At 40.6% G+C, this 24,686-nt stretch carries 22 protein-coding genes; 8 read left to right on the top strand and 14 right to left on the bottom strand.

The features are described 5' to 3' along the window. The first annotated feature begins 44 nt into the window (after positions 1 to 44). Both rlmB and RMZ95_RS17125 read left to right on the top strand, forming a co-directional pair. Positions 45 to 1,223, top strand: coding sequence for a 23S rRNA (guanosine(2251)-2'-O)-methyltransferase RlmB (gene rlmB, locus RMZ95_RS17130; RefSeq protein ID WP_322682799.1), 1,179 nt, complete (start codon positions 45 to 47; stop codon positions 1,221 to 1,223). A gap of 86 nt (positions 1,224 to 1,309) precedes the next feature. Next, a complete protein-coding gene (locus RMZ95_RS17125; RefSeq protein ID WP_322674043.1) occupies positions 1,310 to 1,612 on the top strand; it encodes a DUF1816 domain-containing protein in 303 nt (100 codons plus the stop codon). Between the two features lie 274 nt (positions 1,613 to 1,886). Here the strand turns inward: RMZ95_RS17125 and RMZ95_RS17120 are convergent, their stop codons facing one another. Continuing rightward, positions 1,887 to 2,735 carry an alpha/beta hydrolase gene (locus RMZ95_RS17120; RefSeq protein ID WP_322682800.1) on the bottom strand — a complete coding sequence of 283 codons (849 nt, stop codon included), beginning with the start codon at positions 2,733 to 2,735 and terminating at the stop codon, positions 1,887 to 1,889. A gap of 107 nt (positions 2,736 to 2,842) precedes the next feature. Further along, a complete protein-coding gene (locus RMZ95_RS17115) occupies positions 2,843 to 4,078 on the bottom strand; it encodes a methionine gamma-lyase family protein (protein ID WP_322682801.1) in 1,236 nt (411 codons plus the stop codon). A gap of 90 nt (positions 4,079 to 4,168) precedes the next feature. Here RMZ95_RS17115 and RMZ95_RS17110 point away from each other — a divergent pair, with 90 nt between their 5' ends. From RMZ95_RS17110 to RMZ95_RS17100, 3 genes are all read left to right on the top strand, one after another. Further along, positions 4,169 to 4,990, top strand: a complete 822-nt coding sequence (locus RMZ95_RS17110; RefSeq protein ID WP_322661850.1) for an acyl-CoA desaturase — start codon at positions 4,169 to 4,171, stop codon at positions 4,988 to 4,990. Positions 4,991 to 5,188: 198 nt separating this feature from the next. Continuing rightward, entirely contained in the window at positions 5,189 to 6,241 is a 1,053-nt protein-coding gene (locus RMZ95_RS17105; protein WP_322661848.1) for a fatty acid desaturase, read from the top strand. Positions 6,242 to 6,462: 221 nt separating this feature from the next. After that, positions 6,463 to 7,539 carry a fatty acid desaturase gene (locus RMZ95_RS17100; protein ID WP_322682802.1) on the top strand — a complete coding sequence of 359 codons (1,077 nt, stop codon included), beginning with the start codon at positions 6,463 to 6,465 and terminating at the stop codon, positions 7,537 to 7,539. Between the two features lie 199 nt (positions 7,540 to 7,738). Here RMZ95_RS17100 and RMZ95_RS17095 read toward each other — a convergent pair whose 3' ends face one another. From RMZ95_RS17095 to fdxB, 7 genes are all read right to left on the bottom strand, one after another. After that, on the bottom strand, positions 7,739 to 8,194 hold the full coding sequence (locus RMZ95_RS17095) for an ArsC/Spx/MgsR family protein (RefSeq protein WP_322682803.1): 456 nt from the start codon (positions 8,192 to 8,194) through the stop codon (positions 7,739 to 7,741). Between the two features lie 56 nt (positions 8,195 to 8,250). Continuing rightward, a complete protein-coding gene (locus RMZ95_RS17090; protein WP_322682804.1) occupies positions 8,251 to 8,862 on the bottom strand; it encodes a cupin in 612 nt (203 codons plus the stop codon). A 315-nt stretch (positions 8,863 to 9,177) separates the two neighbouring features. Further along, a complete protein-coding gene (locus tag RMZ95_RS17085; protein ID WP_322682805.1) occupies positions 9,178 to 9,663 on the bottom strand; it encodes a hypothetical protein in 486 nt (161 codons plus the stop codon). Positions 9,664 to 9,784: 121 nt separating this feature from the next. Next, on the bottom strand, positions 9,785 to 10,384 hold the full coding sequence (locus RMZ95_RS17080) for a heme-copper oxidase subunit III (protein ID WP_322682806.1): 600 nt from the start codon (positions 10,382 to 10,384) through the stop codon (positions 9,785 to 9,787). Between the two features lie 566 nt (positions 10,385 to 10,950). Beyond that, positions 10,951 to 12,639: a cytochrome c oxidase subunit I gene (gene ctaD / locus RMZ95_RS17075; RefSeq protein WP_322682850.1), complete on the bottom strand. Its 1,689-nt coding sequence runs from the start codon at positions 12,637 to 12,639 to the stop codon at positions 10,951 to 10,953. A 129-nt stretch (positions 12,640 to 12,768) separates the two neighbouring features. Further along, positions 12,769 to 13,755, bottom strand: coding sequence for a cytochrome c oxidase subunit II (locus tag RMZ95_RS17070; protein WP_322674033.1), 987 nt, complete (start codon positions 13,753 to 13,755; stop codon positions 12,769 to 12,771). Between the two features lie 508 nt (positions 13,756 to 14,263). Next, the gene (gene fdxB / locus RMZ95_RS17065) at positions 14,264 to 14,557 is read right to left on the bottom strand and encodes a ferredoxin III, nif-specific (RefSeq protein ID WP_174710795.1); all 294 of its coding nucleotides are present in this window, start codon (positions 14,555 to 14,557) and stop codon (positions 14,264 to 14,266) included. A 1,052-nt stretch (positions 14,558 to 15,609) separates the two neighbouring features. Between fdxB and RMZ95_RS17060 the strand changes: the two genes are divergently transcribed. Further along, positions 15,610 to 17,205, top strand: a complete 1,596-nt coding sequence (locus RMZ95_RS17060) for a helix-turn-helix domain-containing protein (protein ID WP_322682807.1) — start codon at positions 15,610 to 15,612, stop codon at positions 17,203 to 17,205. A 141-nt stretch (positions 17,206 to 17,346) separates the two neighbouring features. Here the strand turns inward: RMZ95_RS17060 and RMZ95_RS17055 are convergent, their stop codons facing one another. Next, entirely contained in the window at positions 17,347 to 18,330 is a 984-nt protein-coding gene (locus RMZ95_RS17055; RefSeq protein WP_322674031.1) for a sucrase ferredoxin, read from the bottom strand. Between the two features lie 1,066 nt (positions 18,331 to 19,396). Between RMZ95_RS17055 and RMZ95_RS17050 the strand changes: the two genes are divergently transcribed. Continuing rightward, the gene (locus tag RMZ95_RS17050) at positions 19,397 to 20,149 is read left to right on the top strand and encodes a Mut7-C RNAse domain-containing protein (protein WP_322682808.1); all 753 of its coding nucleotides are present in this window, start codon (positions 19,397 to 19,399) and stop codon (positions 20,147 to 20,149) included. A 4-nt stretch (positions 20,150 to 20,153) separates the two neighbouring features. Here RMZ95_RS17050 and RMZ95_RS17045 read toward each other — a convergent pair whose 3' ends face one another. Then, complete coding sequence (locus RMZ95_RS17045; RefSeq protein WP_322682809.1) at positions 20,154 to 20,375, bottom strand: hypothetical protein; 222 nt, start codon at positions 20,373 to 20,375, stop codon at positions 20,154 to 20,156. A gap of 110 nt (positions 20,376 to 20,485) precedes the next feature. On the opposite strand from RMZ95_RS17045, the gene RMZ95_RS17040 reads away from it, so the two are divergent. Further along, the gene (locus RMZ95_RS17040) at positions 20,486 to 21,457 is read left to right on the top strand and encodes an ROK family protein (RefSeq protein ID WP_322682810.1); all 972 of its coding nucleotides are present in this window, start codon (positions 20,486 to 20,488) and stop codon (positions 21,455 to 21,457) included. 94 nt (positions 21,458 to 21,551) lie between these two features. Here the strand turns inward: RMZ95_RS17040 and RMZ95_RS17035 are convergent, their stop codons facing one another. From RMZ95_RS17035 to proB, 3 genes are all read right to left on the bottom strand, one after another. Beyond that, the gene (locus tag RMZ95_RS17035; protein ID WP_322682811.1) at positions 21,552 to 22,076 is read right to left on the bottom strand and encodes a HEPN domain-containing protein; all 525 of its coding nucleotides are present in this window, start codon (positions 22,074 to 22,076) and stop codon (positions 21,552 to 21,554) included. A gap of 6 nt (positions 22,077 to 22,082) precedes the next feature. Then, positions 22,083 to 23,276, bottom strand: coding sequence for a DUF262 domain-containing protein (locus RMZ95_RS17030; protein ID WP_322682812.1), 1,194 nt, complete (start codon positions 23,274 to 23,276; stop codon positions 22,083 to 22,085). A gap of 293 nt (positions 23,277 to 23,569) precedes the next feature. Further along, positions 23,570 to 24,679: a glutamate 5-kinase gene (proB, locus tag RMZ95_RS17025; protein WP_322682813.1), complete on the bottom strand. Its 1,110-nt coding sequence runs from the start codon at positions 24,677 to 24,679 to the stop codon at positions 23,570 to 23,572. Positions 24,680 to 24,686 lie beyond the last annotated feature (7 nt).

Here is a 24,686-nt window from a genome sequence, read left to right as displayed (position 1 = left end):
GAGGTAATCGGAACGATCGACCATACGCTATATTCATAACTCAAATGCAGGATAAACCCAGAAAAGTCAATACTTCAAACGAACCAAATCGTGGACAACCCGTAAAAATTAAAGGTAAACGTGTTGTTACTAATCCGGCTCGCAATCCCAGGAAAATAGATAGCAACCCCATCTCTGGTGCGAATCCGACTCGCAAGCCCAGAAAAGTAGATAGTAACCCTATCTCTGGTGCGAATCCGACTCGCAAGCCCAGAAAAGTAGATAGTAACCCTATCTCTGGTGCGAATCCAACTCACAACCCCAGAAAAGTAGATGGCAACACCATCTCTGTTGTTAATCCGAATCGCAATCCCAAGAAAATAGATAGCAACCCCAGTTATGGGAACTCGCGACAACGAAATAGCAACTTCTCCCAGCCGTCTGTATCTACACCGACAGAAGAAGATAACGATCTCATCTACGGTCGTCATCCAGTATTGAGTGCATTGCAAAATCAGCGCAATCTCAATCGTCTGTGGATTACTACCCGTCTGCGGTACGATCCCAGCTTTCACCATTTCCTTTTGCAAGCAAAGGAAAATGGCACAGTTATCGATGAGGTTGAACCCAAACGTTTAGACTATCTCACCAACGGCGCTAATCACCAAGGTGTGGCAGCACAAATTGCTCCCTACGCTTACATGGAATTGGCCGATCTAATTGAGCAGTGCAAATCTGTAACTGATGCTGTAATTGTCGTGGCTGACGGAATTACCGATCCCCACAACTTAGGAGCAATTATTCGCACAGCTGAAGCAATAGGCGCTCAAGGATTGGTAATTCCCCAAAGAAGGGCATCTGGGATCACTTCCACGGTCATGAAAGTGGCAGCAGGCGCTTTAGAAAATTTTGCTGTAGCTAGAGTTGTCAACCTCAGCCGCTCCTTAGAAGAATTAAAAGAAGCTGGCTTTTGGATTTACGGCACAGCTGCAAGTGGCAGCGAACCTTTGCATACAGTCAATTTCACTGGCCCCATCGTTTTGGTAATCGGCTCAGAAGGTGAAGGTCTGGGTATGTTGACTCAGCGCTCCTGTGATTTTTTAGTATCGATTCCTCTACAGGGTAAGACTCCCAGCCTGAATGCTTCTGTAGCAGCAGGTATGGCGCTTTATGAGATTTATCGTCAGCGATCGCTAAATACGCTGCACTTAGATAAATTGCAAAAAATCTCTTTGAAAAAATAACAGTAACAGAGTATAAAGAAATGTAAAAGATAATAAAGTACCCTATCGTTTAACACCCTGTAGACGTTTATAAATCAGCGAAAACCATGAAAACCATTTGGCATAACCTCAAGGAAGTGTTAATTAACACATTCGACTACCTCGGCTTGGCTTGGTGGGTAGAGATTGTGACGCAGAATCCCCGTTGCACGTATTACTTCGGGCCATTTCTAAATTCTTCTGATGCAACATTAGCAAGTAAAGGATACATAGAAGATTTAGAGCTTGAAGGAGCGCAGGGAATTATTGTGAATGTCAAGCGTTGCAAACCTAGTAACTTAACAATTGCTGACGACTTGGGGGAAAGATTTGACCGCAAAGTACAGCCTGCCTTTGGCGGTCAAATTTAAGTTAGGCCAGAGAATGAAAAGGAGGCTCTGATGCAAAGACGTAAAGATATAAAGACACAGAAAATTCTTTTACGGGGGTTATTACGTCTTTTTCACTCATTGCGTCACCACATCTTCCTTCTCCATTTCTTCGTCAATAGTCAAAATTTTTTCACTATTTTTGACTATTAATAACTCGTAATTCGTAATTACATTACGGGTGAAGATTTAGACCCCACCTGTAACGGCTAAACCTTTTATAGTCAATTCTTGTGACTCTCAGTTTAATTACGAATTACGAATTACGAATTACCTGCGGATGTTCTTCGAGCCAATGGTCAATATCATTCAGCACCAACTGGGGAACTTCCCACGGAAAAAGATGGGCGGTGTTGGGATAGCAGTGCCACTGAGAATTGTTGAGGTGTTGAGCAGTTTGTAAGCTGGAATCAGATGTGATGTGACGGTCTTGTTCGCCAGCAAGTACTAGACTAGGACATTGTATTTGTTCTAAATCTAGAAGCCGATTGTATCCTGATTGAATTGCACTATAGAGGGCGCGAGTAGCAGCTGGAGAGGTTTGCAAATAAGCTGGTACTGCTTCCTTGGCGATGTAATTGTAACTAGTAGATGTATGTTGTTGAATTAGATAACGGAAAAGCGATCGCTTACCAAAAGTTTCAATATTCCATTGCCAACTCGGTTTTATATAGTTTAATAGCGCAGCAATGCCAGTATATAAATTATCTTGCCAAGTAATCGGAGGATGACTGCCACGGGGTTTTGCAGCTGTCGCCACTAAAATCAGCCCAGTAACGCGCTCTGGCAAACGTAATGCCATCTCCATTGCCAAAATGCCACCAAGTGACCATCCCAATACTAGGCACTTTTCAATCTGCAAACGGTCTAACAGTGCTTCTAAATCAGTCAAATGGTCATTCATGTCAAAATTGCCGTTGTAGCGGCTTTTGCCGTATCCGCGTAAATCAGGGGCAAAAGTTTTGTAGCGTTTTGATAAATGATTGGTAAAGACAGAAAGACTACGACTAGTACCAGGATGACCATGTAAGCCCAAAATAGGGAATCCTTGACCTTGGGTGTAAACATTGAGACGTGCAGCAGTTGTGGTGTGGCGATCGCTCATTACTAGTCGTTCTCCTGTCTAGCGAACAAATCTTCTAAAATACGTTGGCATTTATTTATGGGGTTTCCCTTCTGCCCTCTGCCTCCTGCCTCCTGCCTCCTGCCTTCTCAATAACCATTACTGCCAACTGCATCGATCGCAGCTTCTAGGGCGATCGCTACATGAGTCCAATGAGTCCCACCCTGGCAATAAACTACATACGGCGATCGCAAAGGCCCATCTGCTGATAATTCCAAAGTACTCCCTTCAATAAATGTCCCCCCAGCCATAACCACCTGGCTCTCATACCCCGGCATATCATCTGGAACAGGGTCTAAGTAGGAACCGATAGGAGAATGCTGTTGTATGGCTTTACAAAAAGCAATTAGCTTTTCGGCAGAACCAAGTTTAATTGCCTGAATTACATCTCCACGGGGAGCCAGGGGAGCGGGATTCACTGGATAACCGAGTTTATCAAATACATAACCAGTAAGATAAGTCCCTTTCATCGCCTCTCCTACCATTTGCGGCGCGAGAAATAAACCTTGGAACAGCAGACGATTTTGGTCAAAAGTAGCACCGCCATAACTACCAATACCGGGAGCAGTGAGGCGACAGGCGGATGCTTCCACTAAGTCGGCGCGACCAGCGACATAACCGCCAGCGCTGACAATGGTGCCACCAGGATTTTTAATCAATGACCCCGCCATTAAATCAGCACCTACATCTGTGGGTTCCCTGGTTTCAATGAATTCGCCATAGCAGTTATCCACAAAACAAACGGTATTCGGGTTTTGCTGTTTAACTAAATGAACGATTTTTTCAATGTCGGCAATTGATAAACTAGGTCGCCAAGAATAGCCACAAGAACGCTGAATTAACACTAAACGAGTGTTTTCATCCACACTAGTACTTAAAGCTTGCCAATCTATAGTTCCTTCGGAGGTTAGCTCCAATTGGCGGTAATTTATGCCAAACTCGATTAGAGAGCCTTGACCTTGACCCCGTAAACCAATGACTTCTTCAAGCGTATCGTAGGGAGAACCGACCACTGCTAACATTTCATCTCCAGGACGGAGAACACCAAACAAAGCACAGGCGATCGCATGAGTTCCCGAAACAAACTGCACTCGCACAGCCGCAGCTTCAGCACCCATAACTTCGGCAAAAACTTTATCTAAAGTTTCTCGGCCTAAATCATCGTGACCATAGCCACTTACACCAGCGAAGTGGTGTGCCCCTACACGGTGATTACGAAAAGCATCCAGCACTCGTTTTAGATTATGCTTGACCTGAGTGTCAATTCCAGAAAAAATTTCTAATAGTGCCTGTTCTGCTTGCCGCAGCTGTTCTAAGCTGTTCATCAGTTCCTCTTTCAAAAAAAATTAAATTATAGATATGCGGATTTTAAGATCGCGCAGACTAGGCTGGAAAATTCAAATTCAGGTTACTGCATGACAATTGCTACTTCAACCAAACCTCAAGTTAACTGGGTTAATACCCTGTTTTTCATTGGACTCCACATCGGCGCTTTATTTGCCTTTGTTCCTGGTAACTTTAGCTGGACAGCAGTTGGTGTGGGTTTCTTGCTGTACTGGATAACAGGTGGTTTAGGAGTTACTCTCGGATTTCACCGCCTTGTTACTCATCGCAGTTTTCAAACTCCCAAGTGGCTAGAGTATCTTCTAGTTTTCTTTGGGACACTCTCGTGTCAAGGAGGCCCAATTGAGTGGGTCGGGACACATCGCATTCATCATTTAAACTCTGATACTGATGCCGATCCCCATGATTCGAATAAAGGCTTCTGGTGGAGCCACATGGATTGGCTGATTCACTACTGTCCCGCTCACGCTGATGTTCCTCGTTTCACCAAAGACATTGCCGAAGACCCAGTTTATCAGTTTTTAGAAAAATATTTCATTTTGATCCAGGTTGCTCTAGGTGTATTGCTTTTGCTTCTAGGTGGCTGGTCATTCGTTGTCTGGGGAATTTTTGTTCGCATTGTCTGGGTTTACCACTGCACTTGGTTGGTGAACAGCGCGACTCATAAATTTGGCTATCGGAGCTATGATTCTGGCGATAAATCGACTAATTGCTGGTGGGTAGCCGTACTAGTTTTCGGTGAAGGCTGGCATAATAACCATCATGCTTTTCAATACTCAGCTCGTCATGGGCTGGAATGGTGGGAAATCGATTTAACCTGGATGACAGTTCAATTGTTACAAGCAGTTGGTCTGGCTACTAATGTGAAGTTGGCCCCAACAAAAGTTAGTTAAGAGGTAGGAGTTAGGATGTGTAGCCTTTTTAACTCATAATTGATCGCTTCTAACTCCTAACTTTTCAAAAAGCTATTTACTTACGGGTGCGCTTGTGTCGGTTAGGTTGCTATAATCCGAAGCGCTAATGTGAAGAATTTTTACGGCAAGTTACTTTTTGGTGACTTGGTGGAGGAGTTTATTGTTTTTTAGGTGTCCATGACTACATCAATAATTAATAGCCAGAAACTAAGTGATGAGCCTAGTAATTCCGACTTTCGGCTCAAAGATATTGTCAAAACCCTGCCACGCGAATGTTTTCAGCAGAACCGTCGCAAAGCTTGGACACAAGTCCTGCTGAGTGTCTTGGCAGTCGCCTTGGGCTATTACAGCCTGATTATCACTCCTTGGTTTCTTTTGCCCCTAGCTTGGATTTTTACAGGCACTGCTTTAACAGGTTTTTTTGTAATTGGCCATGATTGCGGTCATCGGTCTTTTGCCAAACGTCGTTGGGTAAATGATTTGGTAGGGCATTTTTTCATGATGCCGTTAATTTACCCCTTTCACAGTTGGCGGATTAAGCATAATTATCACCATACTCATACCAACAAGCTGGATGAAGACAACGCTTGGCATCCCATTAGACCAGAAGTGTTTGAAGATTGGGATAAAACCCGACAGTCTGCTTTTGAACTGTTCATGCGTAAACGGTTCTGGTGGGTAGGTTCCATTGGACATTGGGCTGTGGTGCATTTTGATTGGCGGAACTTCAAAACTAAAGACCAATCGAGTATCAAGCTTTCTGTGGCTGTAGTAGTTGTATTTGCTGCGATCGCTTTCCCGCTTCTGATCGCTACAACTGGTATCTGGGGCTTTGTCAAGTTTTGGCTAGTACCCTGGATGATTTACCATTTTTGGATGAGTACTTTTACTATTGTTCACCATACTGCCGCAGATGTTCCTTTTACGACAGCGAACAAGTGGAACGAAGCTCTAGCACAGCTAGCTGGCACTATTCATTGCGATTATCCGCGCTGGGTAGAAATACTGTGCCACGATATCAATGTTCATGTCCCTCATCATATTTCCACTGCGATTCCTTCTTATAATTTGCGGCTAGCTTACAGCAGCATCAAAGAAAATTGGGAGCCTTATCTACATGATGAGTGTCAGTTTTCTTGGCCTTTAATGAAACAGATTACAGACCAGTGTCAACTATACACAACTGACGTTGGCTATAAGACTTTCGACGAACATTATACACAGCGATAAATAGCACTGTGACTACACTCACGCTCTTAAATTTAACGAGAGCGTTTATAATGCTGTGTTTAAATAGAATTTGGCGACTTTTTACTAACTAAAAATTGTTAGGTAAATTGCCAAAGTTTCCCTTCTTTGGTGTTAGCGATCGCTAGTTTCGTGGGCATCCTATAGGTGAGATAATTTTGTCTCAATTAAAGTTCCGATTTATATCCAATCAAAAGAATCCAGTGCCATCAAACATCATCACGTTCAATAATCCTCCTTCTGAAACGTCTGAGGATACGACTAAATTGCCTTTCACACTTGGGGATTTAAAAGCTGCAATTCCTGCGGAATGCTTTCAGCCCAATGTGACAAAATCACTTTTTTACTTTTTTCGTGACATCTTGATTATCGGTCTGCTTTATGCAGTTGCTTCTTACCTGGATTCTTGGCTTTTCTTTCCGATTTTCTGGCTAATGCAAGGAACGATGTTTTGGGCTTTGTTTGTAGTCGGGCATGACTGTGGACACCAATCTTTTTCTAAGCATAAATGGCTCAATGATTTGATTGGACATTTTTCTCACACACCAATACTTGTTCCTTATCATGGTTGGCGGATTAGTCACAGAACTCACCACAAAAATACTGGCAATATCGATAACGATGAAAGCTGGTATCCTGTGACCGAATCACAATACAAAGAGATGCCTTTAGCCCAAAAGATAGGCAGATATTATGTTTTTCTCTTGGCTTATCCTGTATATCTGTTTAAGCGTTCTCCTAATAAGGAAGGCTCCCACTTTTTACCCGGTAGTCCGCTTTTCAAATCATCGGAAAAATGGGATGTTATCACTAGCACTGTCCTTTTGATTGGGATGGTAGGTTTGCTGGGTTTCCTCACCTACCAATGGGGTTGGATGTGGTTGCTGAAATATTACGCTGTGCCCTACCTTGTATTTATAGTTTGGCTAGATTTGGTGACATTCTTGCACCATACTGAGCCAGAGCTTCCCTGGTATCGTGGAGAAGATTGGACTTTCCTCAAAGGCGCAATTTCTAGTATTGACCGTGATTATGGTTTGGTTAATCATATCCATCACGATATTGGTACTCATGTTGCTCACCATATATTCCTTAACATCCCTCACTACAATTTGCTGAAGGCAACTGAGGCAATCAAACCAGTGATGGGTGAGTATTTCCACAAGGCGGAAGAATCAATTTGGAAGTCATTGTGGAATTCATGTATCATCTGCCATTTTGTACCTGATACTGGTAGTAAGGTTTACTACACATCCAACAAGAAGTTAGCTAAAGGCTAAGACTAGTACCACTTTGTGTAATTCGTAATTACCATTGTGTGAGAGTTTTAGACAATTTACGCCATACTGTACTAGCCCTGTCAAGGTTACTTTTTTACCTTGACAGGGCTAGAGTGTTATTTATAGACTTTTGCAAGAAATCTAATGACTACAAGCTGCCTTGCTTTTGATGTTGTTCGCCATGATGGTTACAGCCAGCCTAGTGATTATGGTGTTGATGGCTATGATCTTTACCGTGGGAACAGTTTTGCAAATCTTGCTTCAGAAGCTTGTCGCTGATTTCTTGCAAGGATTCATCTACAGCTTGTAAGCCAATCCAAGCATCAATCTTTTGTACATCAAATCCTACCTCGCGCTGTTCGCCTACTTCTAGCAAAGGGCGGCGAATTAACAGTGGTTCTTTCAGCATCAGCGCCAAAGCGGTTTGTTCATCCACTTTTTCAGGAACCACCTCACCAGATTTTATCTTGGGGGCGGAAAGATTGAACCATTCGGCTACGGGGCGATCGCCAAAAAAGGAACGCAACCGTTCAACTGTCCAAGGTTCTTTTAGCAGATTCTGTGGTATCACCTCATGACCGGCAGCTGTTAGCAAAACTTTTTGCTTAACTCCACCTTTACAGCCTGGTTTGCTATAGAAAATTACCTTTGCCATTCAACTATCTCCTAATTACTCTTTTGCGCTAAAGCGCCAACTACGAACCGATAAAATCAAAAATTCCTCGCTTTATGGCTAACTAAGTCAAACTCAAACCTCTCATTTGGATCGGTTTCGCCATAAATATTGAAAGTCACAGTTGGTTCATCACCCACTGCTTCTACACTGTGAATTGCATCGGGAGTAAAGCTAATAATGTCTCCTGGGAAGAGAGTTAGCTCTCCCGTTGCTTCGATTTTGTCCTGAAATTCTGGGCTATTAGTGCGTCGCCAAAAAGTATTTTTTTCCTGGCCTTTTAACACCGCCACTATTCCCCATGTCCCATGATTATGAATGTTTGAACGGGTTCCCGGTGCAAATGTTACTGTTTGCACAGTTAAGGGAAAACCCAATTCATCATATAGGAGTAAAACAGAGCTTCCCGTTTTGGGTGAAGGTTCTAACTTTTGACTTTGCACCCAGTAGGAATTTACCATTAAGCGCCTTACAAGCATCCGAATTTCTGGCAGACAATTGGTTTCATTGTCGCTGCTATTGAGAACATCTTCCACCTCAGTTAAAAACCGATAAAGGCGGTAATTTTCTCTCAATAAATCCCAGGCTCTTACAGATTTACAAGCTTGATGCTGACCGTCCCCTGTTAGCAGCCAATCCCTACCTTTCATAATTTTTAAATTGATAGTGGCGAAGATTGGATCACAATGATCGGTGAGACATTAGGAATGTTACCTACAGGCAGTTTAGTAGGTATGTTAATAGGAGGAATGATAGAGTTACTATCAGTACTTGCTCCTAATAAGGAATAGGATTTGGTAGATAACCAATTGTTCATGATTTTCACAAAAAGGGCATTGGGCATTGGGCATCGGGCATTGGGCATTGGGCATTGGGCATTGGGTATTGGGCATTGCTATGGTTTTTCCCCTTGTCCCCTTGTCCCCTTGTCCCCCCACTCTTTTACAGAGAAGTGCATTGACTAATTAATCGTCTTCTTCTGCTGGACGTGTCAGAATATCCAGCAGAATACCAGAACCAAAATCATTCTTTTCGTCTATCTGTTTGACTCTGGTGCTGATTTCTTTAGCTTGCTCAATTTCTCCTAACTTTGCTAGCACTAATCCAGAAGCAGCATAAGCATTTAAGTACAATCGAATTTGTGGGTCTTCTTTGCGATTGACTAATATCGGCTGAAGTTGCTCCCAGTCATCAGGAAGTTTTTCTAGTTCTTTAATTTTATCTAATAATTTGACTGTTGTTTGTAATGCAAAAGAATAATTATTTTTATAATAGAAAAATCTATATGCTGCTACCAAGACATCTGTATTTTCACCAGTTTGGTCTAAAGCTTGTTGAATATATTTTTCTGATTCTGATGTATTTTCCCAGCTTTTTGCAGCTAAAATTAATAGGTTTTTGATATTATCTGGAACCTGAAACCATGAGAATTTATTTGTATTAGCTTGCATAATGAACTCTTGGATAGTTAGGAGTGAGGAGTTAGGAGTTAGAAGTTAGAAGTTGTGAATTCTAAGTTAGAAGTTATAACTTATTAACTCCTGACTTCTCACTCCTCACTCCTAACTTTTGTTAAAACAAAGTGAGAACGTACACCAAGGTGAATAAGACAATCCAAATAATGTCTACGAAGTGCCAGTAAATTTCTGTCATTTCGATGAAAGTATGATTGGTTGCAGAATATTCACCAGGAAGACGCGATCGCCACAATGCGCGTAATATCAATAACAGTCCCACAAAAACGTGCAAACCGTGGAACCCAGTCATGATATAAAAGCAGTTGGCGAAGACGTTGGTGGTCAAACCATACCCTAATGTTGAGTACTCATAAACCTGACCACCTAAGAAAACTGCCCCCATGATTGCAGTAATTGCGTACCACAGTTGCATTCCCTTGACGTTATTCTTTTTAATCGCCGTATCACCAAAGTGAATCACGAAACTACTAGACACCAGAATAATGGTGTTAATCGTCGGCACAAGTAGTTCTACTTCGCTTCCTTCTGGAGGCCAAACGGCTGTACTGCTTCGGAAAAACAAATAGGTGGCAAAAAATCCCCCAAACATTAGGGATTCAGAAGCGAGGAACGTCAACAATCCCCAGACTCTTAAATCTGGATGTTCTTCGTGTCCTGCACTGTGTTCTTCGCTTGTGGTTGTAGCTATAGTCATAGATTTTTTGACAATACGATCTACTCTGTCTTGTTGTGGAAGTTTGAATAAAGAATGAAGTCTGAAGTGGCAAAATTTCCATTCTTTATCCAAAATTCTTGTTTAGCCAAACTCTTAACTTGTTCAGGAATTTTGAAAATTCCGAGTTTCGTGTTCTGAATTCGGGCGTCCGTTTGTTGAATTCGGGCGTCCATTTGTTGAATTCGGGCGTCTGTTTATTGAATTCGGGCGTTTGTTTATTGAATTCGGGTGTCCGTTTATTGAATTCGGGCGTCCGTTTATTGAATTCGGGTGTCCGTTTATTGAATTCGGGCGTTCGTTTAGGGACTTCCAGAAAATAAATTATCCAATTTACTCAGATCGTATTTTTCTTTCTCCCCTTGCCCCCTGCCCCCCTGCCTACACTAAGATAGGATATTTATTTTAGTTGGAAGTCCCTTATTGATTCGGGCGTTCGTGTTCCAAGCTTGAAGTTTTGGGTTCCAAGCTTGGAGTTGGGAGTTCTCAAATCTAATGACTAGAGGTTTTAGTGACTTTGAGTGCGATCGCATTACTCACTCTACTACCTAAGCACTAGCTTCCGGCGTCGCTGATGACTGTAATTCAGTTCTATGCTCCTGACCGTAGTCATAAGGGCCATGAGTTACAACCGGCAACACTTCCCAGTTTTCAATTGCAGGTGGTGAGCTAGTTGTCCATTCTAAAGTCAAAGCTTGCCAAGGATTATCACTAGCCAAAGGCCCTTTCAACCAACTGTAAATCATGTTGATGGCGAAAGGAATTACCGATATCGCCAAAACAAATGAACCAAAGGTACAAATTTGGTTGAGGTCGATAAATTGGGGGTCATACATTGCCACTCTTCGCGGCATTCCTTTTAAACCCAACTCGTGCATGGGTAAAAAGGTGAGATTCGTGCCGATGAAGGTAAGGGCAAAGTGAATGCGTGCCAAGTTTTCATTCAACATTCGTCCGGTCATTTTGGGGAACCAGTGATAAATACCGGCGTAAATGCCAAACACGGAACCGCCAAACAGAACGTAATGGAAATGTCCAACAACATAATATGTGTCGTGGACGTGAACATCAAAGGGGGCTGTTCCCATCGTCACACCGCTTAAGCCGCCCATAACAAACATGGACAACAAACCAATGGCGAAAAGCATCGCACCTGTGAAGCGGATTTTACCACCCCAAAGGGTAGCAACCCAGGCAAAAATCTTCACGCCAGTGGGAACTGCAACTATAAGAGTAGAGATGGTAAAAAACATCCGCATCCAACCGGGTGTGCCACTGGTAAACATATGGTGTACCCAGACGAACAAACCGACAACGCAGATGGCTACACTAGAATAAGCGATCGCTTTATAACCAAAGATTGGCTTGCGGGCGTGAACTGGAATTACCTCCGACATGATGCCGAAGATGGGCAGAATCATTAGATATACTGCCGGGTGAGAATAAAACCAGAATAAGTGTTGATAAATTACAACGTTACCGCCTGCATCTGGTTTAAAGAAAGAGGTGCCAAAGTTGAGGTCAAACAACAGCAGAACTAAACCGGCTGCTAATACAGGTGTGGAGAGAAGTGCCAGCAGAGAGGTAGCCAAGATTGCCCAACAAAACAAGGGCACTTGATCCCATTTCATGCTAGGAACCTTCATCATCAAAATGGTGATTACAAAGTTCAGCGAACCCAAAATTGAGGAAGTTCCCACCAAAACGATCGCAAGTATCCACATAGTTTGAGCGATTGGTGCTGTTACCAAGCTCAAAGGTGGGTAAGCTGTCCAACCAGATTGGGAACCGCCGAAAATGAAACTACCTAAAATGAGCGCACCTGCTGGTGGGTTTAACCAAAAAGCGATCGCGTTCAGTTTCGGAAACGCCATATCCCTAGCACCAACCATCAACGGCACTAAATAGTTACCAAATCCCCCAATGGCGCTAGGAACAATCCACAGGAAGATCATGATCGTCCCGTGATTGGTCATGAAAGCGTTATACAAATTGGGGTCGAGTACGTCTGCATCTGGTGTTGCTAATTCGACACGGAGAGCAACAGCCATCAGTCCGCCGATGAGATAGAAGACAAACGCTGTCACCAGGTATTGAATACCAATAACCTTGTGGTCAACATTAAATGTAAAATAGTCTTGCCATTTCCACGCCTTCGGATGGGAAGCGTGGCCAGCCACCATTTCCGGTTTCTTTCCTTCTGGTGGAGTATTTCGTGGAAATTCTACCTGTGTCATATATTTTTGTCCTTTGTCCTTTGTCATTTGTCATTTGTCTTTTGTCTTTTTGTCCTTTGTCATTTGTCTGTTGTCATTTGTCAGTTACCAATAACTAATGACTAATGACCAATGACCAATGACCAATGACTAATGACTCATGACTACTGACTCTAGAGTTGCTGCACTGATTCCCATATCATGGGTGTGGGGCGCGAGAAACTCTGATGTTGATAAGTTGGCTGGATTAACAGCAACAACTTGATTTAAGTTTTGTTGTTGAGCAATCTGGTTTTCTGTCCGCCAGTTATTATATTCTTCTGGAGTGTGGACAATTACCTGTGTCCGCATTGAACCGTGATAACCACCGCACAATTCAGCACAAACTACGGGATATGTACCTGGTTTGGTGGCGACAAATCGCAGTTCGGTAGGGATACCGGGAAGTGCATCTTGCTTCAGGCGGAAGTTTGGCACCCAAAATGAATGAATTACATCTTGTGCTGAAAGGTTGAGTTGGACATCAGCACCGACAGGTATGTGCAATTCCCCAGAGGTAATGCCACTATCAGGGTAATTAAATAACCAAGCGTATTGTATGCCTTTGACATCAACAACTAAATCGGCTGGTTTGTTTAGAGTTTGAGGAGACGCGCCAATACCGATTGTTGGGGCAATTGCTGGGGCAGTTGTTGCTTCAGTATCGCTTAATGTAGCTGCCAAAGCACTCCCCGGTATATGAGCAACATGAGCTGCTGAATGAGGATGACCAGCAGGCTCAAAGCCGCCCATTCGGTTAAAAACATCTACACTGTAAATGCCCAAACCGAGGACAATCACTGTGGGAATTGCTGTCCAAAAGATTTCTAAGGGAACGTTGCCTTCTATTGGCAAACCATCGGTATCATCACCGCGACGGTGACGAAACTTAACCAAAAAAACTACAATTGTTCCTTCTACCACCAAGAAGAGTGCGATCGCAATGGTAAGCATGACGTTGAAAAAACCGTCTACCAAAGGCGCTTGTAGCGATGCCTGCACCGGCATGAGAGTGTGGTTGTGACCGATCAAAATGCTGATTGCTGTAACTACTATCCCAGCAACCAGAGTCCATAATGAAACAGGAACTTGTTGCATACATGCTACCTGTGTAAACAGTCTTTTATTGGTACTGGGTATTGGGTACTGGGGATTAGGTATTAGGTATTAGGTATTAGAAAAACTATTTTTTGTCTTCCTAGTCCCTATTCCCCAGTCCCAATTCCCTTTTCCCTTTTCACTTATTAACTTTCTAACGTGCAGCCATTAAAAATGGGGGAAACTTCCAGATTTTTTCCATATCTTTCTCCCAAAAAAATACAAACTATATTTCAACTCCTATGAAAAAGTTAGCCCCCTGCTTTCAAAAAAGCTCGTTGTTCCAAGAGGGCACTGTTGGCCTAATATTGATTAGGCTATATTAGCAGCAAGTTTAAATTTGTTAATAACTGACATTTTGCAATTTACGGATTTGTTTACTGGGAACTATTTATTAGTTGCAGTAAATACTTAGTATTCCCCTCAAGTTACCTTGCCTAGCGCATTTGCGCTTTTTACAAACAGTGCCTCCTTGAATTAACAACAATTTGGACTAACTCTAAAAATTCTAATTATTTACTGCAACATGGGTGTAGCAATTTTTCGGGCAAATCCGCGAACACGCTTCACAACCAATACAGTTTTCTGGAGAAGTAACTGCCATTACTTTCCGTTCAATTTCGTCATCGTCTTCGTCGTCTACAAATTCACCTTCTTCATTGAGTGCCTTCAAACCTAGCACATTGTACCCGCAGACTTTAACACATCTGCCGCAGCCGATACATTTATCTTTGTCAATTTCTTGAGCGAATTTTGGTGTCCAAGCTTTACCGCCAAACGTCAAACCTGTTAGTTGTGCCATTAATAATCCCTTGGCAATTTTGCCTATCAATCTGTTTGTGCATTAATCATCATATTATCCTAATATTTTTATTTTTTGTATTCAAAACTCACTTTCGCTTGATAATAAATCGATAACTTTGAACACAATGAAAAATTATTTTTTAAATCAAAAATAAATGCAAATTATTGCCAATAATCATTATGAATGCTTAAGTTTACCTCGTTCCTATGCGGAGCATAAGAATGCATTCATTGAGTCTCTGACTCAATATCTGACTGGAGGCAGCAGCCGCTAATCAGCTATTCCCATGCAAAGTATAGAAAAAAGAAACGCATAAATTACAGGTTTAAAACCTACCCTCGTCGCTAAAGCCCGATCTAAACGCAAGGATATCGATAAAAGTGATGATATTATTTTTCAACTACTTTTAGCTTTAGACAAAGAAATGTAGATAAACAGTATGCATATATACAAAAATAAATGTTCATTAATTACATTTTGATATATGCAATATGTATTTTGCAAAGCAACAATTTGCAAGTCGTTCTGATTCAACTATTTATATAAATGATGACAAAATAAATATTGGTTTTACATTTAAATCAATATAATGAATTTATGAAGCAAACATAATCAATTTATAAAGTAACTGTGATTTTTATGGCAGAAACCGAGCGTGTCTTAAATATTAAAATTATTAATAAATCAGATAAAGTCCAATTGTATCAGGCTTAAATATGTTCTCAAAACAATTTATGGTTAAAGCTCAAATGTTCATTCAATACCTAATTAAATGAATATTAAGATATCTTTCTAAGCTCTGTACGAACAAATTCATCATTTTTTTCATGAAATGTATAGTTAATAAATAAGTTTTGTCCAGCTCGGTTTAAAAGCCTTAAATAGCTTCCGATTGGATGCAAAGTCAAAATATGGATGTGGGGAGTGAATGGGCGAGAAAAATTATTCTCGCTAGAAAGATTATGTGCTAGCGAGTCATGAATAGACAGGACTCATCCAGGGGAGACCTGAGACAGACATCTCAACGATTAGAGTGGGAAAAGAGCCAAATGCCTTATACAATTCCTAACAACAGTTGCGTTGGATGTGACAACTGCCGCCCCCAATGTCCTACGGGTGCAATCAGAATAGAGGACAATGAATATTGGGTCGATCCTGGTCTTTGTAATAATTGTGAGGGCTTTTATTCAGAACCACAATGTGTAATAGCTTGTCCAACTAAGTCTCCCATTCCTTGGCAGGCGAAAAAGGGGAGATGCAAAGTTGAACCGAGAGATTCTACCAGTTTAGATTTGTTTTCTAACGGCAAGAATAATCCATTTGCTTCAGCGATCGCAATTTGGGAAGCTTGTAATGTATTAGCGCAGCGCACATCCCTACATTGGGAAACCGATGAAGAAGGGTACATCAGTTATAGCCGACAAGTCAATCAAGGCCGAGGTGCGATCGCTTTTCACATCCAAGATCCATTAAAAGTTAACGACAAGGCTACAGATATAGCAGCAATTGAAGGGCTTGATATCAGAGCCGCTTGCATACATCTAATTTTTGCAGCTTACGCTACAGCTTTAGAGCAACCTTGGGAGCAAGAATTTGCAATCGATGAGCGACAAATCGAGAAATATTTGGGGATGGAGAAGCGCAAAGACTTAAGTAAAGCAGCCAAGCTAGCTTTAATGAAAAATCTTGTCCAGCAAGCTTGCTCCCTGACGATCTCCATTGACTGGCCGCAACAAGGCCGAATTAATGGATTTTCTCTTGTCGGTAGCCGCCTATGGCACTTAGTAGATATTCAGCACCACTTCCAAGAAGACAATCTCGGATGCAAATATCTGATTGGCCTAACTTTTAAAGTCAAAGCAGGTTTATGGGCGCAATATTTCTTAAACAAACAAGCGTGTAAAGAGCGAACTGCATTCTATCAATATGGCAGTCTCCCTAAAACACTACTAACCACAGTCATGAGTATTTGGCAGCAACATGAAGGCGCAGTTCGACTAATGCTGTGGTTGCTGTTTAAAACCAAAATGGGCAAGGAACAACGCATCACCATTCCTACCTTGCTGCGTATTGCTTACGGTGAGGAAAAAGTCGCCCTTGCATCCAGACAACGAGAAGAACGCAAACGTCTGCTGCGAACCTTTGAAAGCGATTTGGAAATTCTCAATCACTATGGAATGAAACCACTTTTCGATCCAGTTACTTACCCACCAGAAATTCAACCTTTGTGGGCAAAATTAATCGATCTTCCCGAAGATCCAGATGAAGCATTAGAATTTTGGACTAATGACGGTGGTGCTGAAACTCGCCTCACAGACACAGGCCCCCGTGGTAAATGGAATCTGCTAATGAATGCGCGGATTTTGGCTTTTGAACTGCCGCCAGAATGGGAACAGCAAATCTCAGAATCGGAAAAAAAGAAAACAAGAACTGCTAAAGCCAAAAAGAAGCCCAAAGCTACAAACGATTTGCTAGGCGAACAGATTTTGCAGGCGCGAAAAAATTTAAATCTTTCCCAAAGAGAATTGGCAAAACTTACAGGTAAAAGCCAAAGCTGGATTCGAGATATCGAAAATGGCCGTTTAAAAGCCAAATTAGAAGACCAAATACTGTTACGAAAAGTCTTAAATATGGCTTCATCTTGATTTGAAATTTAAACGCAGAAAGACGCAAAGATTTTATTACGAATTTGTATAGCGAATTAATTTGTAGCAAACTAAATTTAGTAATACTCTGCGTTCCTCTGCGCTTCTCTTGGCGTTCCTCTGCGTTTAAAAACTCTCTCTTTACTTCTGCGTACTATAACTCATTACCTTACTAGAGGTAATCCAAAAACTACCAACAGCATATTTAGTAACTACTAACTCTCGTGTCGCATTGCATGAACTTTTCAGTTGTTGAGTCTTCGTTTCATCTTTTACAAGTTTAGCCTGATAAGTATAGAGAGAACCACAAGGTTGTTCAAAACTAATTTCAGCTAAGATAGTATTATTGTCTAAACTTTGCTCTAAAATTTTGCCTGCAACTTTGTAATTAAACCAATCCCATCCTTTATAGAGAATTAACTCTCTTTCCAAAACCTGAAGTGCAGCAGGCAAAATTCCCCAGCCTCGATAGACTTGATGTAAGCATTGAATATCACCAGTACGAGTCAAAATCGATCTAAATGAATCTCGATCGAGACGACCGTAGTATCTTCCTTCTGGCAAGTCTATAACTGTTGGTGCAAACCGATGTCCACCAAAGTGCGATGATTTCCAAATTCGCACATTATCTAAGCACAAATCAGCTTTACTCGCTGTTATTTGGAAGTAAAAAGGAGCGCCATATCTCGCACAACACTTATCATGGCTGCCGTGGGTACAAACTAAAATATCTCTAGTTGTACTAGTTTCTACTTCCAAATTAGAATCGATACCCCATATCCATTTTTGGACAACTCCTGCTACTTGCTCAATATTTGCTAGCTGAAACTCCTGTTTATGGTATCCATTACTTAGCCCCTCTTCTTTTTGATAAATCAAAAGCGTAGTGTGATTTACCTTGTGTGATAAATCATTAGCAATTAGAAGAAATCTAATTGGCAGTTTTGCACGCTTTACTTCTTCTACCAAAATCCTCAAATTCTGAGGCACCCACTTGGAGTTAAAGGCTTCTGATGTCCAAGGTAAAGGACACTCAACTAAAATATAAGTTTGATAATTGGTGGCACTACCAATAACATCTTCTCCTACTTGCCGCGAATCATCAGAACAAAAAAAAGTGTTCATCTCGTTGTACTCATTAGCATATTTTTTGGACAAAAGGTATTACAAAATACAATTGTGTTCTTAGATACAATATCCTTGATTCAAGGAGATAAAAAAGAACAATATTCATTTCCGAGTTAAAACTAGGTAGCCACTTTATAACATCATTATCAATTGAGGTCTTCCCAGTTAATAAATTCTCCACAATAAAGATAAACAGTGTCAAGAGATATTTTTCCGTATGACTGGCGTTAATTTTGTATCTAGTTTTATTGTTATTTGGTATTTTATAATTTTTCACTTGCTGAAACTCGGCTTTTCTGAACTTACTTTCTTTGGTAAAATCAAATATATTAAACCTTGTACATAGGCAAAAAGCTACTTGGAGAATTACCAAGGATTAACTTGCTGATAATATCAATGTAGCTAATACTACAATCCAAAATATTGTTAGTAGTAAGATATTTTTCTAAAGTTTTGGTGAAATTATTTTCATAGCTAGTTACAAATCCTGTTTTTACATATAAAAATATAATTCTTTGTGTTTTCTGAGAAATGTATTTCTAAAGATAGATGTGGAATAGCTAGATATAGATTATTAAAGTTATTCCTACTATCTACTTTTAATATATCTATCCATTCCAGAATATTGCAAATAATTCTCAATTAGATTAGAAAAATAAAAACACTGAAACTAGGGGTAAATGCTTTAGTGCCCTATACTTCATGCGTTACAAGTTAATGTTAAAACTTAATGACTAATCACTAGCCGCGTTACTGACATCAACATTAACAAACCTGTTATTTACCCTTTTATCTAATCTAACTTCCTGAAGCGTATGTCAGGGTTTGATTATATGCATCTGCTTTGACTGTAACTGAACTCAATAATAAATGCAAGTATTTGAGAATCTTTATAATTCCACGAGCCTTTGCTGCCTCTAGAAGGTTGACTAAATCAAGGAAAATGGGCATTTTATAGTGGAGATAGCTCACTTGAGGAAGTATTGATTCTTTCAATACAATAGATAAAGTTTTGCAATTGTGACAAATTGTTGCCAGTAGGGTAATCCGAATATCTGTGGCTATGGCGATCGCATATTTCTACTTTCATGCAGAATTGAATCATTTTTTACCACGGCATCACAAACAGGTGAGAATCTCTCATGTGTTTGAGGAAAAAGCCTCTATTAAAGACATGATTGAGTCGTTGGGTGTCCCTCATCCAGAAGTTGATTTTCTAAATGTTAATGGTGAATATGTAAATTTTTCTTACATAGTTTCTGATGGAGACATTATCAATGTTTATCCAATTTCAGCTAGGAATGTTATTATACCAAGTATTTCTGTTTTGCCAGAACCGCTCAGTACTATTTGTTTTGTTGTAGATATTCATTTAGGCAAGCTTGCTACATCTCTACGACTTTTAGGCTTTGATACTTTGTACCGCAATGACTACGAGGATGAGAAATTAGCCCAAATATCCTCCAGTCAAGGGCGGATTCTCTTGACTCGTGATAAAGGACTATTAATGCGTAGTCTGGTAACGCATGGGTATTATGTTAGAAATACTAACCCTCAACAACAAATCATAGAAGTACTGCAACGCTTCGACTTATTTAAATTAATTGCACCATTTAAACGGTGTTTGCGTTGCAATGGATTATTAGAAACTGTAGATAAGCAATCCATTATTGAACAAGTGCCAGAAAAGGTGCGATCGCAGATCGATCGATTCCAGCGTTGCCAAGACTGCGATCGCATTTATTGGAAAGGTTCACATTATGAACGATTACAACAGTTTATTGATGGAGTACTCAACTCACAAAGAAATGAGTAACTATTTATCCAGCTGAAATATTCCCACTGATTATTTGACTACCCCCGATTCTGGGATCTTCATCATCTTCGCGATTCAAATCATCAGGAGTGGGATTTTGCTTACTCTCTCCAGTAACTTCTTCTGGTTCAATGGGATCTGCCTCTTGAGTATTAACATCAAGAGAGCTAGGAGGTTCTTTGGCGTGAGAGAAATCAATAAGTGGATCGGGTTGATCGGAAGTCATAAGTTGCTAAATAATAATGTAGTTTTTCTAGTGTTAAATGTATCTTGAGTGCAAACATCTTTCTTCAGAAAGAAACTACGTTGTGTGATGGTGTAATAAAAGGTGAGTGAATGACATTAATTTTAGCTCTCGATTTTGGCGGAACTAAGCTGGCAGCAGCAACAGTCAATATCGGTTCGAGAAAGTGGTTGCGTTATGAACGTTGTCTCTCGCCAGTAGGTGCAGATGCTAGCACTGACTTGGAAATTATGCGATCGCTCATTTACTCTCTGCTGCAAGACACAAAACCTGCTGCGATCGGTATTAGCTTTGGCGGCCCGGTTGATGCTTCCATAGGGATGGTGCGACTATCTCATCATGTGGCTGGATGGGAAAATATTCCTCTCAAAGCCTTGTTGGAAGAAGAGTTTGGCGTTCCTGTTGGTGTAGATAATGATGCCAATATTGCTGCTTTGGGCGAACACCGCTTTGGCGCTGGTCAAGGATACGATAGCCTATTTTACATTACGGTTAGCACTGGGGTGGGCGGTGGTTGGATACTCAATGGCCAGCCTTGGCGGGGTGCTGGTGGGATGGCTGGCGAAATTGGACATATCGTTGTCGATCCGGCTGGGCCAGTTTGTTTGTGTGGGAAGCGGGGATGTGTCGAACGTTTGGCTTCGGGGCCTTATATGGCGCAAAATGCTAAGGAAATTTTGGAAAAAGAACCGCAGAGGCGCAAAGGACTTAGAGATGGAGAGATTTTGAGGGGTTTGGTGGGGGATAATTTAACGTTGTTGACGGGACAGTTGGTAAGTGAGGCGGCGGCGGCTGGTGATGATTTGGCGAAGGAAGTTTTACACAAGGCTGCTTGGGCGTTGGGTGTGGGTATTGGCAATGTGGCGAATCTGATGAATCCGCAGCGCTTTGTGTTGGGAGGCGGTGTGACAAAAGCGGGGGAGGATTTCTGGTGGGTAGTGCGTCAGGTGGCGCGGGAGACGGCTTTGCCGGAAGTGGATTTTGAAATTGTGCCGGCGGTTCTAGGGGATGATGCGCCTTTATGGGGGGCGGTAAGATTGGCTGAAATCAGGATGGCTGAATAAAGTAGATCATAAAAATCACTGAATCACTACTGTAGAAAACTTTTAGCCTGGATATTTATACTTCCTTGATCCAAACTAAATGCGCTGACAAAATTTATGAATTATCAAAATTATCAGATAGCCATTGCACAAATATCATAGCCTCTTGATATAAGCCATATACTTCTTGGGCAGTCTTATCAATTGTATAGTTTGCAAAGTTCTGATGAACTAGACAATTCCTTATATTGCCTAACTCTAAAAAAGCTTTTATCGCCATATCCAATCTAGGCTCTTTTTTTATTTTTTGTAATAATTGATTTTTAAAGTCATCACCAAATAATCCAAAAAATTTATTTGCATTCTTGGCATCCCATTCAAAATAAGTATGATATTGCCTTTCAATTACTTTCCGTTTAACTAAAGAAGTTATACACTTATCATTACTAGTCTTACGCTCAACAAAAGCCTGAACTATTTTACAAATTTCTTCCTCAAAAAAGCTTGCTGATGACAACAAAAGGGATTTTTTAAAAGTTACGTCGAACTGACTAGCAAAAGATATTTCTTTTTGCTGGTTCAGATATTCGAGTAATTCTAAGTTATCTTTATATATGCGATCAACAATAGTGTCTCCCATTTTACCTCAAGATAGTGTTTGCTCACACAAAATACTCATTGCCCTTTCAAGCCTTTTTTTTACGTTTTCTTTACTTGTTGTCTGAGATTGAATAGCTGTTATAAATTCTGCATCATTTTTTAGAGATTCAAGCTTTTCAGAATTTATCTTTCTTTCTACTAAGCGTTGTTCTTTAAATGCACTGCTGCATTGAGCAAAAAACACAGCCTCAAACATAGATATATTAAATTTCTTCGTTGTCTTTAAATAAAAAGCTTTTTCAGGTAAATTTGAACAGGTTAGTAAGAAAGAGTTGAATAAAATTTCAAGATAATTTATTTGTTCTTTACTCAATTTCTTACATTTCCTGGAAAAATCATTAAGAAACTTAACCATTGAAGATTGATATCCTTCCCATTCCATCAATATTGCAAATCCTCTCAACAAGGTTTCAATATCTTTCATATTCAAGTCTGGTTCATTCACACCAATGATTTTACGCCACTCTGGAAGAGTATTCAGTTTGTAGAGCATTGTGTAAAAGTCTGAATAGTAAAGACTCATTCGTATTTCTTGAGGCTTTAAATTGACACCGCCAGAATTAAGTCTATTAAATATTTCATATATACATGAATCATCATTTTCAGGAAAGTTTTGCTTAATAAAAACATTTCGAATGGTTCTTAAATCAAATGCAAATTTATATTCAGCAAGTGTATAATAATTAAGTTTATTTAATTTATTTGGTTGTGAAGGTGTGTTTACAGGTAACTGTAGATTGAAGCTCGTAAAATATTCATCATCATTAAGAACGTTGTCAGGTATTTTACCATTTTGTTCAAACACTCTCCTCAGAAAATTTCTTTTATCTTTTTTCGGAAATCTTTGCTTTATAAAATAAAAAATGGACATCAGGCGTTGCTGTCCATCTATCACAAGAAAACTATTTCTTGACTCTTCATACAGGAATATTTGTGGAATAGGTAAACCAATAATAATAGATTCAATTAATTTTGAAGCTCGTTTAATATCCCATACATAGTTACGCTGAAAAGCCGGGATCTTAATTGCACCAGATTCCATAAAATCATACATTGTTCGAGTATTAAAATCATTAGGAGATGTTGTTATCTCATACTCATTTATCGTATATGATTCCTCTTCTGGGGAGTCATCATAAGATTCAAACCAATTTAACGTAACTTCAGAATTATCCTGCATCTGCTACTTAAATGAATTGGGTTAATTAAATTAACTTTATATAGCGTTTCCTAAGCAATTGAAGTACACACAAATCTTTTTTAGTAAGGTTAATAGCTTTGAAAACATACCTCACTAGATCAGAAACCGTTATAAGGTTACTAGCTTACACAAGTAGGCTAAGTATATATAGCTTCAAACTTTTAGTCTAAAAGCATATAAAGTCGTTAGCATCAATTATAGTATACACTTGTCTTCAGTGTAAATAACCATGTCTGTTTCAATTTTTGCTTTAATTTACTCGCTTGACTTTACTAGGTCAAAACCAAATTATCCCGATGAATCACGGTTTCTGCACCGGCATAGCCTAAAATTGTGGAAATTTCTCGTGAATGACGCCCACAAATCTTTTGCAGTTCATTGCTGTTGTAATTTACAAGTCCTCTGGCAATTTCGTTACCGTTCGTGTCACACAATTGCACCGCATCTTGCGTGTCAAACTCTCCTTCTACTAACTTAATTCCAGCTGCTAATAACGATTTTCCTGCTAGAGAAATTGCCGCGATCGCACCTTCATCTAAATACAATTTCCCCGCAGGTACAAGTCCGTAAGCTATCCAACGTTTACGCGCCGAAGTTGGTTCCGGTTGCGGTTCAAAATGCGTCCCAATCAATTCGCCTTGGATAATTTTTTCGATATTCCGGGGAAATCGCCCTTGGGTAATTACGGTACGCACTCCCGCTGCGATCGCAATCCTCGCAGCCGAAATTTTTGTCACCATCCCACCAGTACCCCACCGAGAACCTTGGGAACCTGTTTGTATTTGTAATTGAGTTAATTCCTTAATGCTACTCACTAAAGCGATCGGCCGCGCATCGGGCACGGAACGGGGATCGGCTGAGTACAACCGATCGACATCGGTGAGCAAAAATAGCCAATCTGCTTCTACTAAGCTGGCAACCAATGCCGAAAGGGTGTCATTATCACCAAATTTTAGTTCGTCTATTGCTACGGTATCATTTTCATTGACTATCGGGATCGCTCCCAGTCCTAATAGTTCCTGAAAAGTATTGTAGGCGTTGAGATAGCGGCTGCGCTGCACTAGGTCGCTGCGAGTCAGTAATACTTGAGCGATCGGCTGTTGTAAAGTATTAAATAAATCATCGTATACCCGAATTAACCTACCTTGTCCAACTGCTGCTACAGCTTGTTTGAGTGCGATCGCCTTAGGACGTTCAGTTAAACCCAACCGCGCACAACCCACGCCGACAGCGCCAGAAGAAACCAAAATCACCCGATGTCCTTGGCGTTTTAAATCGCAGAGTGTTTCCGCCAATGTAGCGATGGTAGAAAGTGCTAATTGTCCCGTTTCTGGTTGAGTTAGGCTGGAAGTACCGATTTTGACAACAATTGTTAGTGGCATCTAAAAA

Origin of the sequence: Nostoc sp. DedQUE07 (assembly GCF_034530975.2) — a bacterium.
In the GTDB taxonomy this organism is placed as follows: domain Bacteria; phylum Cyanobacteriota; class Cyanobacteriia; order Cyanobacteriales; family Nostocaceae; genus Nostoc.
The sequence above is the reverse complement of the archived record's forward strand: the minus strand, read 5'-3'. Positions and strand labels throughout refer to the sequence as shown.